Genomic DNA, 16,346 nt, shown 5'->3' with positions numbered 1-16,346 from the left:
GTCCTTCCTCCTTCGTTTTTCTGACTTGCTTATCGTTGCCGCGCGGCTACGCGCACGGCATTCCAGACTTTGAGCGCATCGACCGTCGCCGCGACGTCGTGCACGCGCACGATCGCGGCACCGCGCTCGACCGCGCACAACGCGGCCGCGACGCTCGCCGCGACGCGCTCCACCGGCGGCTTGCCGCCGATCACCGCACCGAGCATCGACTTGCGCGACATGCCCGCGAGAATCGGATAGGCGCGCCCGTCGGGGCGCGCGGGCGCCGTGTCCGGCAACGCGGCCAGCAGCGCATAGTTGTCGTCGACGACCGCCTTGCCGAACCCGAAGCCGGGATCGACGCAAATGCGCTCCGCCGCCACCCCCGCGTCGCGCAGCGCCTGGGCGCGCGCGGCGAGAAAATCGCGCACGTCGGTCACGACGTCGCCGTAGTCAGGTTCGCCGGCCTGCATCGTCTGCGGCTCGCCCAGCATGTGCATCGCGCACAGCCCGCTGTTGCCCTCGCGCACCGCGTCGATCGCGCCCGGCTGGCGGAACCCCCAGATGTCGTTGATCAGGTCCGCGCCGGCGGCCAGCGCCGCACGCATCACGGCCGGCTTGTAGGTATCGATCGACAGCGGCACGTTCAGCGGCCGCAGCGCCTCGACGAGCGGAATCACGCGCGCGAGCTCCTCGTCGAGCGGCACGGGTGGCGCGCCGGGGCGCGTCGATTCGCCGCCGATATCGAGCAGATCCGCGCCGTCGGCAATCATCCGCTCGGCCTGGCGCAGCGCATCGTCGCGCGCGAGGAAGCGGCCGCCGTCGGAAAACGAATCGGGCGTGGCGTTGAGGATGCCCATCACGAGCGGGCGTTCGAACGTCAGTTCGAACCGGCCGCACCGGAGCGGCGCGGGAATGAACGGGGACACAGCGGAATCGGACACGAGCAACGGACGTGAATGAATGCAAAACGGGCCGGTGTGAAGCCACACCAGCCCGTATACGGCGCTAAAGCGGAGATTATGCCGCCGGCGACGCCGGCGCCGGCGCGGTGCCCGGCTTGACCTCGGCGGCGGCGCTGCCGCCGCCCGACGAATCGCCGCCGACAGCCGGCGAGCTCTTCGGCGAGCGCGGCGGACGACCTTCCATGATGTCGTTGATCTGATCGGCGTCGATCGTCTCCCACTCCATCAGTGCGGCCGTCATCGCTTCGACCTTGTCGCGGTTCTCTTCGAGCAGGCGGCGCGCGAGGTTGTACTGTTCGTCGAGCACGCGGCGGATTTCGGAATCGACCTTCTGCTGCGTCGCTTCCGAGATCGTGCGCGTGAAGCCGCGGCCGAACGGCGACGCATCGTTCTCGTCGTCGACGTACACCATCGGCCCGAGCGCGTCGGTCATGCCGAATCGGGCGACCATCGCGCGCGCCGTCTGCGTGGCCTTGTTGAAGTCGTCCGATGCACCGGTGCTGACGAGGTTCATGAACAGCTCTTCGGCCACCCGGCCACCGAACAGGATCGCGAGGCGGTCGAGCAGGTAATCCTTCGAATACGTCTCGTTGTCATGCTCCGGCAACTGCCACGTGACGCCCAGCGCGCGACCGCGCGGGATGATCGTGACCTTGTGCACCGGGTCGGCCTTCGGCAGCAGCTTCGCGATCACCGCGTGGCCCGACTCGTGATACGCGGTGGCGCGCTTCGCTTCCTCGCGGATCACGGCCGACTTGCGCTCCGGACCCATGAAGATCTTGTCCTTCGCGTCCTCGAAGTCCTGCATCTCGACGATGCGCTTGCCGCGACGGGCGGCGAACAGCGCAGCCTCGTTCACGAGGTTCGCGAGATCGGCGCCCGAGAAGCCCGGCGTGCCGCGCGCGATGACCGCCGCGTCGACGTCGTTCGCGATCGGCACCTTGCGCAGGTGCACGCGCATGATCTGCTCGCGGCCGCGAATGTCGGGCAGCCCGACATAGACTTGGCGGTCGAAACGGCCCGGACGCAGCAGCGCCTTGTCGAGCACGTCGGAACGGTTGGTGGCGGCGATCACGATCACGCCCGAGTTCGCCTCGAAGCCGTCCATCTCGACGAGCATCTGGTTCAGCGTCTGTTCGCGCTCGTCGTTGCCGCCGCCCATGCCGGCGCCGCGATGACGGCCGACCGCGTCGATTTCGTCGATGAACACGATGCACGGCGCATGCTTCTTCGCCTGCTCGAACATGTCGCGCACACGAGCCGCGCCGACACCGACGAACATTTCGACGAAGTCCGAACCCGAGATGCTGAAGAACGGCACCTTCGCTTCACCCGCGATCGCGCGGGCGAGCAGCGTCTTGCCGGTACCCGGCGGGCCGACCAGCAGCACGCCGCGCGGAATGCGGCCGCCCAGTTTCTGGAATTTCTGCGGATCGCGCAGGAAGTCGACGAGCTCGGACACTTCTTCCTTCGCTTCGTCGCAGCCCGCGACGTCGGAGAAGTTCACCGCGTTGTTGTTCTCGTCGATCAGCCGCGCACGCGATTTCCCGAACGAGAACGCGCCGCCTTTGCCGCCTCCCTGCATCTGCCTCATCATGTAGAACCAGAACACGATGATCAGGATCGTCGGCCCGAGGTAGTACAGCGCGGACATCAGCGCGTTCGGCTCGTCGTCGGCCTTGCCGCTGACCTGCACGCCGTACTTCATCAGATCGCCGACCATCCAGATGTCGCCGGGCGACACGATCTGGTATTTCTGGCCATCAGCCGGAGTGACGGTGAGGTTGCGCCCCTGAACGATGACGTTCTTGACCTTGCCGTTCTTGGCGTCGTCCATGAACTGCGAATAGGACACGCCTTCCTGGACGCGGGGCTTGTCGAACTGCTTGAACACCGTAAACAGCACCAGTGCGATCACCAGCCACACCGCTGCCTTCGAAAACATATTGTTGTTCAAAGCACCACTCCTTCACTCGTAGACGAGCGCCTACATTTTCCTTGCGGCGCCCCTCGGTCATTCTAATCCAGTCCGACCACCCCTGCCATAAGCATTGACAACCGGCGCGATAGCGCTTCGCTTGTCCGGCAAGGGCCGGAGCCCGTTTGCGGCAGCGCCTGCGCGTCAGCGCGGATGCTTCAGCTGCCGACCCAAAATGAACGTTTCGGACGATTTGTCGCGAGATGCCTTGGGCTTGCGCGGCGCGACAACCTTAAACTGCTGTTTGAACTTCTCGACGATCTGGCTGTAGCCGCTGCCGTGAAAACACTTCACGAGCAGTGCACCGTCCGGCTTCAGATGGTTCTGCGCGAATTCGAGCGCCAGATCGCAGAGATGCTCGATACGCGCCGCGTCCGCCGACGCCACGCCTGAGAGGTTGGGGGCCATGTCGGAAATAACAAGGTCCACCGCGCGGCCTTCGAGCACCTCCTCGAGCCGGTGGAGGACGTCGTCCTCGCGGAAGTCGCCCTGCAGGAAATGGACGTCGGCGATCGGCTCCATCGGCAGGATGTCGAGCGCAACGATCGTGCCGTCGATGCCGCCCTCGCGCTCCGCGTCGCGCTTCTTGCCCTGCGCGAGCTTGTTGCGCGCATACTGGCTCCAGCTGCCCGGCGTCGCGCCGAGGTCGACGATCACCTGGCCCGGACGGATCAGCTTGTCCTGTTCGTCGATTTCCTTCAGCTTGTACGCGGCGCGCGCGCGATAGCCCTCCCGCTGCGCCATTTTGACGTACGGGTCGTTGATGTGGTCGTGCAGCCAGTGCTGGTTGAAGCGGTTTTTTGCCATTCGAGAGAGAGATTGCTGCCCATTGCTTCGTGAAGCCGCGCTTTTAGCGGATAATACGCGTCTTCTTCGCGCGGCTGCGGCCCCTTTTCAGGCCCAAGCCGCGATTTTACGTGGTTTCGGCGCACGGCTGACGCGGTATCGCCCCGCGATCGCTTTTCAGTCGGCGCGCCCTTATTTAGATTTCGACATTTCCATGCCCGCCCTTTCGCTTTCTCCCGCCGAGCGCTCCGCGCTGCGCTCCCAGGCCCATGCGCTCAAGCCCGTCGTGCTGATCGGCGCCGAAGGGCTGACCGACGCCGTGCTGAAGGAAATCAAGGTGCACCTCGACGCGCACCAGTTGATCAAGATCCGCGTGTTCGGCGACGAGCGCGACGAACGCATCGCGATCTACGACGAGATCTGCGACCGTCTGAACGCGGCCCCGATTCAGCATATCGGCAAGCTGCTGGTGATCTGGAGGCCGGAAGCCGCGGCGGCCCCGGCCCGCGGCCGCCGTGCCGGCGCGCTGCCGAGCGCGGCGGAAGCCGCCGACGACAGGAAAGGCCGCGCGCCGCGCACCGTCAAGGTCGTCAAGGTGTCGCCGAACGCGAGCCCCGTGCGCCGCCCGCGGCCGGTGAAGGTCACGGTGCGCGGCAACGAGCGCGTGACGGCGGGCGGCACCGTGAAGCGCGCGAAAAAGCGCCAGGCCAGCACCAAGCGGCCGTTCCAGGACAAGTAAACCGCTTGCGCGGCACGGACGCCCGTGCCGCCCTGCCCCGTCGTTGCGCAACGCGCAACGACGAGCGCTCAGGCGTCGCGCGCCGGCAGGCGCCAGACCAGCATCAGCCCCAGCACGCTCTCGACGAGATAGAACACGCTCGAGACGCCGTGCAGCATCCCGAAGCGGCTCGCATACGGCGAATTCGCGATATCGGTGCCCGCGTCCATCGCCGCCACCCGCAGCGCGTTCATGAACGGCTGCAGCGCAAAATACCCGACCAGCACGCACACGACCATCGCGGCGACGATCCAGCGCACGCGGCGATACTCGTTGCTGCCGCGCCGCACCTGCTGGTTCGACAATGCGAGCAGCAGCACGCCGCACACGACGCCGACGATCGCCTCGATGCGGAACAACTGGGCGGCGACCGAACCGGCCGTCATCCGCTCCAGCGTCTTGAACAGGACGGGCGCGACCGCATACCCGATCGTCAGCAGGCTGCCGACCCATACGGCCGACAGCAGACGGAACACGCGATGCGGCATCACGTCGCCCCGCTTCAGATGTAGCTGACCGAGATGATTTCGTACTCGCGCACGCCGCTTGGCGCCTGCACGGCCGCGACGTCGCCTTCGGACTTGCCGATCAGCGCGCGCGCGATCGGCGAGCTGACCGAGATCAGGCCGTGATCGATATCGGCTTCGTCGTCGCCGACGATCTGGTACTTGACCGTGTCGCCCGACTCGAGATCCTCGAGTTCGACCGTCGCGGCGAACACCACGCGGCCATCGGCGTCGAGCACCGTCGGATCGATGATTTGCGCGGCGGACAGCTTGGATTCGAGTTCCGCGATGCGGCCCTCGATAAAGCCCTGCTTTTCCTTCGCTGCGTCGTATTCGGCGTTTTCGGACAGATCGCCCTGTGCGCGGGCCTCCGCGATCGCGTTGATCACGGCCGGCCGCTCGACGGACTTGAGGCGCTGCAATTCATCGCGCAGTTGCTCTGCGCCACGCTTTGTCAACGGAATGGTGCTCATAAACGGCTCAATCGCTAAAAACGGCTATAAAAAAAATCACCGCGATTAAGCGCGCTTCCGATGCACTGGAAACACCGCCTAATCGCGGCACGTGTTGCTTCGACAGGTAACTGAACGCTTAGTTTAGGCGAGCGTGAAGACCTTGTAAATCATAGACTTCCAGATCCTTCAGGTAGCGCAAGCCCTCGACGGCCGCGCGCGCGCCCGACATCGTCGTGTAGTACGTGACCTTGTGCGCCTGCGCGCTCATGCGGATCGAACGCGAATCGGCGATCGCCTGGCGCGTCTCGTCGACCGTCGTGAACACGAGCGCGATCTCGCCGTTCTTGATCATGTCGACGATGTGCGGACGCCCGTCCTTCACCTTGTTCACGACCTTCACCGGCACGCCGGCCGCTTCGATCGCGGCAGCCGTGCCCTTGGTCGCGACGATCGGGTAGCCGAGGTCGTGCAGCATGCGCGCGACTTCGACGGCCTTCGGTTTATCCGCGTCCATCACGGTCAGCAGCACCGTGCCCGACTCCGGCAGGCGCGAACCGGCCGCGAGCTGCGACTTGAACAGCGCTTCGCCGAACGTGCGGCCGACGCCCATCACTTCGCCGGTCGAACGCATTTCAGGCCCGAGGACCGGGTCGACGGTCGGGAACTTCACGAACGGGAACACCGCTTCCTTCACGCTGAAGTACGGCGGCTCGACTTCCTTCGTCACGCCCTGCTGCGCGAGCTTCTGGCCGACCATCGCGCGCGCCGCGATCTTCGCGAGCGGCAGGCTGGTCGCCTTCGACACGTACGGCACCGTGCGCGACGCGCGCGGGTTCACTTCCAGCACGTAGATGATGTCCTGCTTCGAGCCGTCCGCCTGCGGCACCTGCTGGATCGCGAACTGCACGTTCATCAGGCCGACCACGTTCAGCGCCTTCGCCATCGCGCCCGTCTGCCGCTTCAGCTCGGCCACGGTTTCCTTCGACAGCGAGTACGGCGGCAGCGAGCATGCCGAGTCGCCCGAGTGGACGCCCGCCTGCTCGATGTGCTCCATCACGCCGCCGATGAACACGGCTTCGCCGTCGCAGATGCAGTCGACGTCGCATTCGATCGCGTCGTTCAGGAAGCGATCGAGCAGCACCGGCGAATCGTTCGACACCTTCACGGCCTCGCGCATGTAGCGCTCGAGGTCGCGCGGCTCGTGGACGATTTCCATCGCGCGGCCGCCGAGCACGTACGACGGACGCACGACCAGCGGATAGCCGATTTCGTCGGCCAGCGCGAGCGCTTCGTCCTCGGCGCGCGCGGTGCGGTTCGGCGGCTGGCGCAGGCCGAGGTCCTGCAGCAGCTTCTGGAAGCGTTCGCGGTCTTCGGCCGCGTCGATCATGTCCGGCGACGTGCCGACGATCGGCACGCCGTGCGCCTCGAGGTCGAGCGCGAGCTTCAGCGGCGTCTGGCCGCCGTACTGGACGATCACGCCGACCGGCTTTTCCTTGTCGACGATCTCGAGCACGTCCTCGAGCGTCAGCGGCTCGAAGTACAGGCGGTCGGACGTGTCGTAGTCGGTCGACACCGTTTCCGGGTTGCAGTTGACCATGATCGTTTCATAGCCGTCCTCGCGCATCGCGAGCGCCGCGTGCACGCAGCAGTAGTCGAACTCGATGCCCTGGCCGATCCGGTTCGGGCCGCCGCCCAGCACCATGATCTTCTTGTTGGTGGTCGGCTGCGCCTCGCACTCTTCCTCGTAGGTCGAGTACATGTAGGCCGTTTTCGTCGCGAACTCGGCCGCGCACGTGTCGACGCGCTTGTAGACCGGGCGCACGTTCAGCTCGACGCGGCGGCGGCGGACGTCTTCCGGCGTCGCGCCGAGCAGCTTCGCGAGGCGGCGGTCGGAGAAGCCGCTCTGCTTCAGGTAGCGCAGCTCGTCGAACGTCAGCGACGCGAGCGTGCGGCCCACGAGCGCCTTTTCCTTCAGGATGATCTGCTCGATCTGCTCGAGGAACCACGGGTCGATCGCGGTTTCCGCGAAGATTTCCTCGGCCGTCATGCCGATGCGGAACGCATCGCCGACGTACCAGATGCGGTCCGGGCCCGGCTCGTGGATCTCGATCGCGATCTCGTCGCGGTTGGTCGACTTCTCGTCGAGACCGTCGACGCCGACCTCGAGGCCGCGCAGCGCCTTCTGGAACGATTCCTGGAACGTGCGGCCGATCGCCATCACCTCGCCGACCGACTTCATCTGCGTGGTCAGGCGCGAATCGGCTTCGCGGAACTTCTCGAACGCGAAACGCGGGATCTTCGTGACGACGTAGTCGATCGTCGGCTCGAACGACGCCGGCGTCTGGCCGCCGGTGATTTCGTTCTTCAGCTCGTCGAGCGTGTAGCCGACCGCCAGCTTCGCGGCGACCTTCGCGATCGGGAAGCCGGTGGCCTTCGACGCGAGCGCCGACGAACGCGACACGCGCGGGTTCATTTCGATGACGACCATGCGGCCGTCCTTCGGGTTGATCGAGAACTGCACGTTCGAGCCGCCCGTATCGACGCCGATCTCGCGCAGCACCGCGAGCGATGCGTTACGCAGGATCTGGTATTCCTTGTCGGTGAGCGTTTGCGCGGGAGCCACCGTGATCGAGTCGCCGGTGTGCACGCCCATCGGGTCGAGGTTCTCGATCGAGCAGACGATGATGCAGTTGTCGGCGCGGTCGCGCACGACTTCCATCTCGTATTCCTTCCAGCCGAGCAGCGATTCTTCGATCAGCAGTTCGCGCGTGGGCGACAGGTCGAGACCGCGCTTGCAGATCTCCTCGAACTCTTCGCGGTTGTATGCGATGCCGCCGCCCGAGCCGCCGAGCGTGAACGACGGGCGGATCACGACCGGGTAGCCGCTGCCGCCCGTCTCCGCCATGATCTGCGCGTGCACCTGGATCGCTTCTTCCATCGAATGCGCGATGCCCGACTTCGCGGAGCCGAGACCGATCTTGGTCATCGCCTCCTTGAACTTCTGGCGGTCCTCCGCCTTGTCGATCGCTTCCGGCGACGCGCCGATCAGCTCGACGCCGAACTTCTCGAGCACGCCGTGGTGGTGCAGGTCGAGCGCGCAGTTCAGCGCGGTCTGGCCGCCCATCGTCGGCAGGATCGCGTCCGGGCGCTCCTTCTCGATGATGCGCGCGACGACTTCCCACGTGATCGGCTCGATGTAGGTCACGTCGGCCGTGTTCGGGTCGGTCATGATCGTCGCCGGGTTGCTGTTGACGAGAACGACCTTGTAGCCCTCCTCACGCAACGCCTTGCAAGCCTGCGCGCCCGAATAGTCGAACTCGCACGCCTGGCCGATGATGATCGGGCCGGCGCCGATGATGAGGATGCTCTTGATGTCTGTGCGTTTTGGCATGGCTTGTGAATTCAATAAGTAATCGTTGTCGTGGGTCGGCCGGCGGCGCTCAGCTCATGGTCGCGAGCGCCAGCTTCACCGAGAAACCGATGAACAGGCCGCCCACGCTGCTCGCCGCGCCTGCCGCGAGCTTGCGGCGGCGGCGGAAGTGCTCGGCGAGCCGCGCGCCCGCGAAGATCAGCGTGCTCAGGTACAGGAAGCTCGCGCATTGCGCGATCGCCCCGAGCACGACGAACGACAGCGCGGGATGCGGGAATGCCGGGTCGACGAACTGGATGAAGAACGAGATGAAGAACAGGATCGCCTTCGGATTCAGCAGGCTCACGATCAGCGCTTTCCGGAACGGTTTGTCGAAAGACCGCTCGCCGTCGACGGCCTGCCGGGCCTCGACCGGCGCATCGCCGCGCGCGCGCAGCTTGCTCCACGCGCTGCGCAGCATCCCGGCGCCGATGTACAGCAGGTACGCGGCGCCGCCGTACTTGACGACGGAGAACAGCAGCGGGTTCGCCTTCAGCAGCGACGCGACGCCCGCGGCCGACAACACCATCAGCACGGTATCGCCGACGAACACGCCGCAGGCCGCGCGATAGCCGGCCTTCACGCCGCGCTGCGCGGCGAGCGACAGCACGTACATCGAGTTCGGCCCCGGCAGCAGGATGATGAAGATCACGCCGAACACGTAGGTCCAGATATCCGTGATGCCGAGTGCGTGGCCGAACATGATGTGAATCTCCCGTCCTTCGGTTGCGTCGATGACGTTAAGCGGTGCGCTGCTTCGCCGCGTCCATCAGCGCGGTGAAACGGTCGAACAGGTAGCCGATGTCGTGCGGGCCGGGCGACGCTTCCGGGTGACCCTGGAAGCAGAATGCCGGCTTGTCGGTCAGCTCGAAGCCCTGCAGCGTGCCGTCGAACAGCGACACGTGCGTCACGCGCGCGTTGGCCGGCAGCGAATCGGCGTCGACCGCGAAACCGTGGTTCTGCGACGTGATCACGACGCGGCCGTCGCCGAGATCCTTCACCGGATGGTTCGCGCCGTGGTGGCCCGTCTTCATCTTGAGCGTCTTCGCGCCGACCGCGAGGCCCATGATCTGGTGGCCGAGGCAGATGCCGAAGGTCGGCACGCCGCGCTCGATGAAGGCCTTCGTGGCCGCGATCGCGTAATCGCACGGCTCCGGATCGCCGGGGCCGTTCGACAGGAAGATGCCGTCCGGATTGAGCGCGAGCGCGTCTTCCGCACTGGCCTGGGCCGGCAGCACCGTCACGTGGCAGCCGCGCTCGGCGAGCATGCGCAGGATGTTGTACTTGACGCCGAAGTCGTACGCGACGACGCGGTACTTCGGCGCTTCCTGCATGCCGTAGCCGCCTTCGAGGCGCCATTCCGTCTGCTTCCACTCGAACGGCTTGGTGGTCGACACGACCTTCGCGAGATCCATGCCGGCGAGGCCCGGGAACGAGCGCGCCAGCTCGATCGCCTTCGCTTCGTCGTCGGAACCCGTCAGGATGCAGCCGTTCTGCGCGCCCTTGTCGCGCAGGATGCGGGTCAGCTTGCGGGTGTCGATGCCGGCGATCGCGACGACGCCTTCGTCGCGCAGGTAGTCGCCGAGCGTGCGGTCCATGCGGAAGTTCGATGCGAGCGTCGGCAGATCGCGGATGATCAGGCCGGCGGCATGGACTTTCGTGGCTTCGACGTCTTCGGCGTTGACGCCGACGTTGCCGATATGCGGATACGTGAGCGTGACGATCTGGCGCGAGTAGCTCGGATCAGTCAGGATTTCCTGATAGCCGGTGATCGCGGTATTGAACACGACTTCGCCGATCGTATGGCCTTCGGCCCCGATCGAATAACCACGAAAGACCGTGCCGTCGGCGAGTGCAAGCAAGGCGGGAGAAAAAGACGGCAACACGGGAGGCTCCTTGGGGAACACCCTGCTGCCGACCTGTTTACCCTGCCGCGCGAGCGCCGCGCTGCGTGGGCGCGCGCGGTCGCTTGCTGGACGCGGCCTGCGTTGTCGAGACGCGAACCCGGCGCATGGCGCACGAGGCTTCGCGGCATCGCCCGGCTGGCGGCGTGCGGCGGATGAACGGGATGAATGAGGTAGGCGCTAGGGTGCGAGGTTGATCAGCACAAACTTTCAAATTATAGCCTGAAAATGGGCCTATCTTCAATTGATATGGCCGTCCGATCATGGGCGCGCCGCGCTCGGCGGCGCGGCGCGACGTGCTGCGGCCCCGTTTCCGCGGCCGCCCCACCCGTGAGCGTACCGCCGGATCAGTGCGCTTGGCCAGCGCCGCGCGCGGGCCACACGTACCAGACCGCGCTCGCGAGCTGCAGCGCGAGCAGCACGCCCCACGCGGTGAAGTGCGCGGCGGCCGGATAACGGCCGTCGACCGCCGGCCAGTGCGACAGCACGGCGCCGACGCCGATCTGGAACGCAAAGATCAGCAGGAAGATCACGAGCGTGAGCGTCGTGTTCGCGCGGCCGATCAGGTGAGCGGGAAAGTGGCCGGCCATCACCGCGTAGGTCAGGATGCCCACGCCGCCGAACATCCCGTAGGCGGCCCACAGCACGGCCGGCGGCAACGGCACGCGCGCGACGATCGCGAGCTGCGTCGCGACGAACAGCGCCATGCCGATGCCGCAGGTGGCGTAGACCGACACGCCGCGCCGCTCGAGCACGCGCGCCGCCGCACCGAAGCCGACGCAGCCGGCCATCATCGCGAAGCCGAGCACCGACACGAGGCGCGCGGCATGCGGCGCGTCGAATCCGCCGACGTCGCGCAGATACGGCCCGACCCACAGCGACTGCATCGCGTAGAACACGCCCTGCGTGACGACGGAGAACGACGCAATCTTCCAGAACGCGCCGCTGCCCAGGATATGCCACGTGCCCTTGAACTGGCCGACGAGCCCGCGCTGATGGCGCGCCTGCTGCGCGTCGGGCGCGCCGATGCCGATCGACGCCGCGACGGCCACCGTCAGCACCGCGAGGCCGAAACAGATCGCACGCCAGCTCGCCCAGCCGAGCAGCCAGGTCAGCGGCGAGCCGACCATCACGCCGCCGAGGCCGCCCACGGCCATCACGAGGCCGTTGACGAGCGGCAGCCGGCCGACCGGGAAATGCTGCGCGAGCGCCTTGAACGCCGCGCCGAGACACACCGATACGCCGACGCCGATCAGCAGGCGGCCGACCATCATCGCGCCGATGCCGTGCGCCGTGCCGAACACGGCCGCGCCGGCGGCCGCGAACAGCAGCATGCCGGCCGTGACGCGACGCGGGCCGTAGTGGTCGAGCATCACGCCGGCCGGGATCTGCGCGCCCGCGAAGCCGAGGAAATAGAGACTGGTGAGCAGGCCGAGATCGGCGGCCGACAGGCCGAGCTCGTGCGTGACGAACGGCGCGAAGCCCAGATTGACGCCGCGAAACACATACGACATGAAATACCCGACCGAGAACAGCGCGAGCACCCTCACCTGCACCGACGACATCGCTTCCCCTTGTCATATGAAGACGCGCGACGCAGCGCCGCCGCGCCGCGCACAAACGAAAACGCCGTCACCTCGGTGACGGCGTTTCGTCGAATTCGTCGGATGATAGCGCAATCGTGCGGGCCTCACCGGCCGTTACGTCGCGCGGCAGCCGCGCTCACTTCGCTTACTTCTTCTTGCCCTTGTGCGCGGCGGCCTTGGCCGGCGCGGCTTTCGCGGGCGCGGCCTTCGCCGGCTTCGCCGACGACTTGGCGGCGCCGCCGCGCTTGCCGCCGTGCGACTTGCCGCCCACCGCCAGGCTCGCGCGCTCGATGCGCGCACCGCCCGTCGACGTCGCGATCCGCTCCGGACCGGGTTCCGCCGGCACCGCGCGGCCGACCGGCACGTGCAGCACGAGCGCCTGGCCCGGCATCGCGAGATCGCGGTGCGTACGGTTCCACGCCTTCAACTGGCCGACCGACACGCCGTAGCGGCCGGCGATCGCCGCCATCGACTGCTTGCGGCGCACGCGGATCAGCATCTTGCGCGTGTCGGGGACGTCCGGCTCCATCGCGAGCGCGCCGTTTTCGGCGACGTCGGCGCTGATGTCCTCGTCATCGTCATCGCCGCGCGGCACGACGATGGTCGAACCCGGCTTCAGGCGCATGCCGGCCGGAATCTTGTTGACCGACATCAGCGTATCGGCGTCGACGCCGATCTTCTCGGCGATCGCGGCCGGGCGCGCGCGTTCGCTGACCGTGTAGGTGGTCCACGACGACAACTGGCCGCTGTAGGCTTTCAGGTTCTTCTCGAACGCGGACGCGTTGTCGAACGGCAGCAGGATCTGCGGCTCGGTCGCGCCGAGGATCACCGGCTTCGAGAACGACGGGTTCAGCGAGCGGAACTCGTCGAGCGGCAGGTTCGCGAGCTTCGCGGCCACCGCCACGTCGATGTCGCGCGACGTCGTGACCGTCACGAAATACGGGTGGTTCGGAATATCCGGCAGCGCGAGGCCGTACTGCTGCGGGCTCGCGATGATGTTCTTCACCGCCTGCAGCTTCGGCACGTAGTTGCGCGTCTCGTTGGGCATCCGCAGGTTCTGGTAGTCGGTCGGCAGGCCGGCCGCCTGGTTGCGCGCGATCGCGCGCTGCACGTTGCCTTCGCCCCAGTTGTATGCGGCCAGCGCCAGATACCAGTCGCCGAACATGTCGTGCAGGCGGGACAGGTAGTCGAGCGCGGCGCTCGTCGACGCGAGCACGTCGCGGCGCTCGTCCTGCCACATGTTGCGCTTCAGGTTGTACGTGCGGCCGGTGCCGGGCATGAACTGCCACATGCCGGCCGCCTTCGCGACCGACAGCGCCTGCGGGTTGTACGCGGACTCGATGAACGGCAGCAGCGCGAGCTCGGTCGGCATGTGACGCGCCTCGAGCTCCTCGACGATGTGATACAGGTACTTCTGCGAGCGCTCGGTCATGCGCTGCACGTAATCGGGACGCTGCGTATACCAGGTCGTCTGCATGTCGACGAGATCGCTCTGCAGGTCGGGCATCTGGAAGCCGCGGCGGATGCGCGCCCAGAGATCGGAGTCTGCAGTGGTCAGGTCGCCGACGGATTGCTTGTCGACGTCGACAGTTTCTTTGGCGGTGGCTGATTTACGGAGGTAGTTGGACGTCGCCTGCGAATCGGCGGCGTTGTTGGCGACAGGGGGCTGGCTCGCACACGCGGCGAGTAGCAGTACCACCATCGCACTCAATATAAGTCGCATGAAAATCTCGGCTTCCGACGGCTGGAAATTGCAGGCGATACTACGGAAGTGCGTGCTTCACGTCAATAAAAACACCGAAAACTCAGCGAAATCCTACATTTGGAGCAATTTTTACAGATACCGCTTGAGCTTTGGAGTCCTCCGGAAAACGTCATCGGAACCGGTTTTTCCATTCGCGCATCAGCGTGAATGCCGTCAGACGATCCGTCACCGTTTCGTGCAGCTCGGCCTCGAGCGTCGCGTGGATCGCCGCGCTGTCGGCCCGCATGAACGGGTTGACGGCACGCTCGTGCGCGATCGTGGTCGGCAGCGTCGGCACGCCGCGCGCACGCAGCGCCTGCGCGTCGTCGCGCCACGCGGCCAGTGCCGCATTGCCGGGCTCGCACGCGAGCGCGAAGCGGATGTTCGACAGCGTGTATTCGTGTGCGCAATGCACGCGGGTGTCGCCGGGCAGCGCCGCGAGCGCGTCGAGCGACGCGAGCATCTGCGCGGGCGTGCCTTCGAACAGGCGGCCGCAGCCGCACGAGAACAGCGTGTCGCCGCAGAATACGTGCGGCACCGCGTTGCCCTGCCCGGCCGCGCGTCGACTTGCCGCGCCTTCGCCGGCCGCTTGAAAATACGCGATGTGACCGCGCGTATGGCCCGGCACGTCGAGCACGTCGAACGCGATGGCCGGCGCGTCGAGCGTCACGCGATCGCCGCCTGCAAGGGGCCGCGTGACCACGCCGATCGCTTCGGCCGCGGGGCCGTAAACGGGCAGCGGCGCATCGTCCGGTTGGCTATTGCGCAGCGCCTCGACACCGCCGACGTGGTCGGCATGGTGGTGCGTGAGTAAAATAGCGGTCAACCGCCAGCCTCGTTCGGCAAGAACCCGGCGTACGGGGGCGGCTTCACCCGGGTCGACGGCGATCGCATCGCGGCCGTCCGAGACGAGCCAGATATAGTTGTCTTCGAATGCCGGAACCGGCACGTATTCCAGCTCGTTCATGGGCGCGCAATCATCGTTATGTCTGACCGTCAAATTATAGACTGGCCGGCCTGGACCGACTCGCCGCCCGGCCGCTACGTGCTGGGCTGGGAACAGGCGCAGCTCGACCGGATCGTGTCCGACGTATTCGGATTCCACGCGCTGCAGCTCGGCCTGCCGCAGCTCGACGCACTGCGCGAGAACCGCATGCCGTATCGCGGCCTGGTGCTCGACCCGGCGAGCGGCGCAAGCGCGCCGTACCAGTATCCGTGGGCGGGCGAAGCGCACACGGCAGGCCATGCGCCCGCCGATCGCAGCACGACGTGGTGCGATCTGCTCGACCTGCCGTTCGAATCGCAAAGCGTCGACCTGATCGTGATGCCGCACACGCTCGAATTCACGTCCGACCCGCACCGCCTGCTGCGCGAGGCCGAGCGCGTGCTGATGCCGGAAGGCCAGCTCGTGATCACCGGCTTCAATTCGCTCAGCCTGTGGGGCATGCGGCAGACGTTCGGGCGCATGGCGAACCGCCCGTTCGTGCCGGCCACGCGCGACCAGATCGCATTCATCCGGCTGAAGGACTGGATCAAGCTGCTCGGTTTCGACCTCGAACGCGGCCGCTTCGGCTGCTACCGGCCGCCGCTCGCCACCGACCAGTGGCTGGCCCGCTACGGCTTCATGGAGGCCGCCGGCGACCGCTGGTGGCCGATCTTCGGCGCCGTCTACATGGTGACGGCCGTCAAGCGCGTGCGCGGCATGCGCCTCGTCGGCCCGATCAAGATGAAGAAGCCCGTTCTCGCACCGGGCCTGACGCCGGCGGCCTCCCCGACCACTCATCAAGAACGTTCATGACAACCGACACCATCGACATCTATACCGACGGCGCCTGCAAGGGCAACCCCGGCCCCGGCGGCTGGGGCGCGCTGCTGCGCTACGGCGACAAGGAAAAGGAACTGTACGGCGGCGAGCCGAACACGACCAACAACCGCATGGAGCTGATGGGCGTGATCGCCGCGCTCGAAGCGCTGAAGCGGCCCTGCCACGTGATCGTCCATACCGACTCGCAGTACGTGCAGAAAGGCATCAGCGAGTGGATTCACGGGTGGAAGAAAAAAGGCTGGGTCACCGCGGCGAAGACGCCCGTGAAGAATGCCGACCTGTGGAAGCGGCTCGACGCGCTCGTCGCGCAGCACGAAATCGAGTGGCGCTGGGTCAAGGGCCACGCCGGCCATCCCGAAAACGAGCGTGCGGACGCGCTCGCGAACCGCGGCGTCGAATCGCTGGCCGCCTGACGGCCGGCCGCCTTCTCC

Annotated in this window: 14 protein-coding genes; 3 read left to right on the top strand and 11 right to left on the bottom strand. The window is 66.5% G+C overall.

What is annotated here, in order from left to right; translation table 11 throughout:
• Positions 1 to 29: 29 nt before the first annotated feature.
• From folP to CFB52_RS06380, 3 genes are all read right to left on the bottom strand, one after another.
• On the bottom strand, positions 30 to 971 hold the full coding sequence (gene folP / locus CFB52_RS06390; RefSeq protein ID WP_099316269.1) for a dihydropteroate synthase: 942 nt from the start codon (positions 969 to 971) through the stop codon (positions 30 to 32).
• A gap of 28 nt (positions 972 to 999) precedes the next feature.
• On the bottom strand, positions 1,000 to 2,901 hold the full coding sequence (ftsH, locus tag CFB52_RS06385) for an ATP-dependent zinc metalloprotease FtsH (RefSeq protein ID WP_059573871.1): 1,902 nt from the start codon (positions 2,899 to 2,901) through the stop codon (positions 1,000 to 1,002).
• A 165-nt stretch (positions 2,902 to 3,066) separates the two neighbouring features.
• Positions 3,067 to 3,729 carry an RlmE family RNA methyltransferase gene (locus CFB52_RS06380; RefSeq protein ID WP_059573872.1) on the bottom strand — a complete coding sequence of 221 codons (663 nt, stop codon included), beginning with the start codon at positions 3,727 to 3,729 and terminating at the stop codon, positions 3,067 to 3,069.
• A gap of 193 nt (positions 3,730 to 3,922) precedes the next feature.
• Here CFB52_RS06380 and CFB52_RS06375 point away from each other — a divergent pair, with 193 nt between their 5' ends.
• Positions 3,923 to 4,447, top strand: coding sequence for a YhbY family RNA-binding protein (locus CFB52_RS06375; protein ID WP_099316268.1), 525 nt, complete (start codon positions 3,923 to 3,925; stop codon positions 4,445 to 4,447).
• A gap of 68 nt (positions 4,448 to 4,515) precedes the next feature.
• On the opposite strand, the gene CFB52_RS06370 is transcribed toward CFB52_RS06375, so the two are convergent.
• From CFB52_RS06370 to gloB, 8 genes are all read right to left on the bottom strand, one after another.
• Positions 4,516 to 4,974 (bottom strand): DUF4149 domain-containing protein, encoded by a 459-nt coding sequence (locus CFB52_RS06370; protein WP_059644220.1) that lies wholly within the window; start codon positions 4,972 to 4,974, stop codon positions 4,516 to 4,518.
• Positions 4,975 to 4,988: 14 nt separating this feature from the next.
• Positions 4,989 to 5,465 carry a transcription elongation factor GreA gene (gene greA, locus CFB52_RS06365; RefSeq protein ID WP_006476345.1) on the bottom strand — a complete coding sequence of 159 codons (477 nt, stop codon included), beginning with the start codon at positions 5,463 to 5,465 and terminating at the stop codon, positions 4,989 to 4,991.
• A 118-nt stretch (positions 5,466 to 5,583) separates the two neighbouring features.
• Positions 5,584 to 8,838, bottom strand: coding sequence for a carbamoyl-phosphate synthase large subunit (carB, locus tag CFB52_RS06360; protein ID WP_059573874.1), 3,255 nt, complete (start codon positions 8,836 to 8,838; stop codon positions 5,584 to 5,586).
• Between the two features lie 49 nt (positions 8,839 to 8,887).
• Positions 8,888 to 9,559, bottom strand: a complete 672-nt coding sequence (leuE, locus tag CFB52_RS06355) for a leucine efflux protein LeuE (RefSeq protein ID WP_059573875.1) — start codon at positions 9,557 to 9,559, stop codon at positions 8,888 to 8,890.
• Between the two features lie 37 nt (positions 9,560 to 9,596).
• Positions 9,597 to 10,742, bottom strand: a complete 1,146-nt coding sequence (gene carA, locus CFB52_RS06350; RefSeq protein ID WP_059573876.1) for a glutamine-hydrolyzing carbamoyl-phosphate synthase small subunit — start codon at positions 10,740 to 10,742, stop codon at positions 9,597 to 9,599.
• 365 nt (positions 10,743 to 11,107) lie between these two features.
• Positions 11,108 to 12,325, bottom strand: coding sequence for a nitrate/nitrite transporter (locus tag CFB52_RS06340; protein ID WP_060011513.1), 1,218 nt, complete (start codon positions 12,323 to 12,325; stop codon positions 11,108 to 11,110).
• A gap of 166 nt (positions 12,326 to 12,491) precedes the next feature.
• Positions 12,492 to 14,069 (bottom strand): transglycosylase SLT domain-containing protein, encoded by a 1,578-nt coding sequence (locus CFB52_RS06335; protein ID WP_060011512.1) that lies wholly within the window; start codon positions 14,067 to 14,069, stop codon positions 12,492 to 12,494.
• Positions 14,070 to 14,220: 151 nt separating this feature from the next.
• Complete coding sequence (gloB, locus tag CFB52_RS06330; RefSeq protein WP_060011511.1) at positions 14,221 to 15,057, bottom strand: hydroxyacylglutathione hydrolase; 837 nt, start codon at positions 15,055 to 15,057, stop codon at positions 14,221 to 14,223.
• An 18-nt stretch (positions 15,058 to 15,075) separates the two neighbouring features.
• Between gloB and CFB52_RS06325 the strand changes: the two genes are divergently transcribed.
• Together CFB52_RS06325 and rnhA are read left to right on the top strand one after the other, a co-directional pair.
• Positions 15,076 to 15,888, top strand: coding sequence for a class I SAM-dependent methyltransferase (locus CFB52_RS06325; protein WP_059573880.1), 813 nt, complete (start codon positions 15,076 to 15,078; stop codon positions 15,886 to 15,888).
• Positions 15,885 to 16,328, top strand: coding sequence for a ribonuclease HI (rnhA, locus tag CFB52_RS06320; RefSeq protein WP_059573881.1), 444 nt, complete (start codon positions 15,885 to 15,887; stop codon positions 16,326 to 16,328). The genes CFB52_RS06325 and rnhA overlap by 4 nt, the downstream gene beginning before the upstream one ends.
• Positions 16,329 to 16,346 lie beyond the last annotated feature (18 nt).

Source organism: Burkholderia sp. AU18528 (assembly GCF_002223215.2).
Lineage (GTDB): Bacteria > Pseudomonadota > Gammaproteobacteria > Burkholderiales > Burkholderiaceae > Burkholderia > Burkholderia semiarida.
This window is presented reverse-complemented; position numbering and strand designations above follow the sequence as displayed.